A 219-nucleotide genomic window follows, 5' to 3' on the forward strand; every position below is an offset into this window, starting at 1 on the left:
TCAAAAAGTAGTAACGAGACATGTCTGGAAAGATGCCCTTGAATTTTGTGAGGAGATTCGTCACCAAAGAGAAATGAAAGAGCTCTATAAGAAGCGCAAAGAAACAATTGAACGGCTTTTTGGGACGGCTAAGGAGTACCATAATTTGAGATACACTAGAGAGAAAGGAAAGTCCAAAATGGAGGATCAGGTTGGGCTTACTTTGGCGTGTTTAAATAT

1 protein-coding gene is annotated in these 219 nt (G+C 39.7%); it reads left to right on the top strand.

Annotated elements, in window-relative coordinates; translation table 11 throughout:
- Positions 1 to 219, top strand: a 219-nt coding sequence (locus HMPREF2805_RS02005) for a transposase (RefSeq protein WP_186822546.1), incomplete at both ends; no start/stop codon positions are given.

The sequence above is a fragment of the Streptococcus sp. HMSC034E03 genome (assembly GCF_001811505.1).
In the GTDB taxonomy this organism is placed as follows: Bacteria; Bacillota; Bacilli; order Lactobacillales; family Streptococcaceae; genus Streptococcus.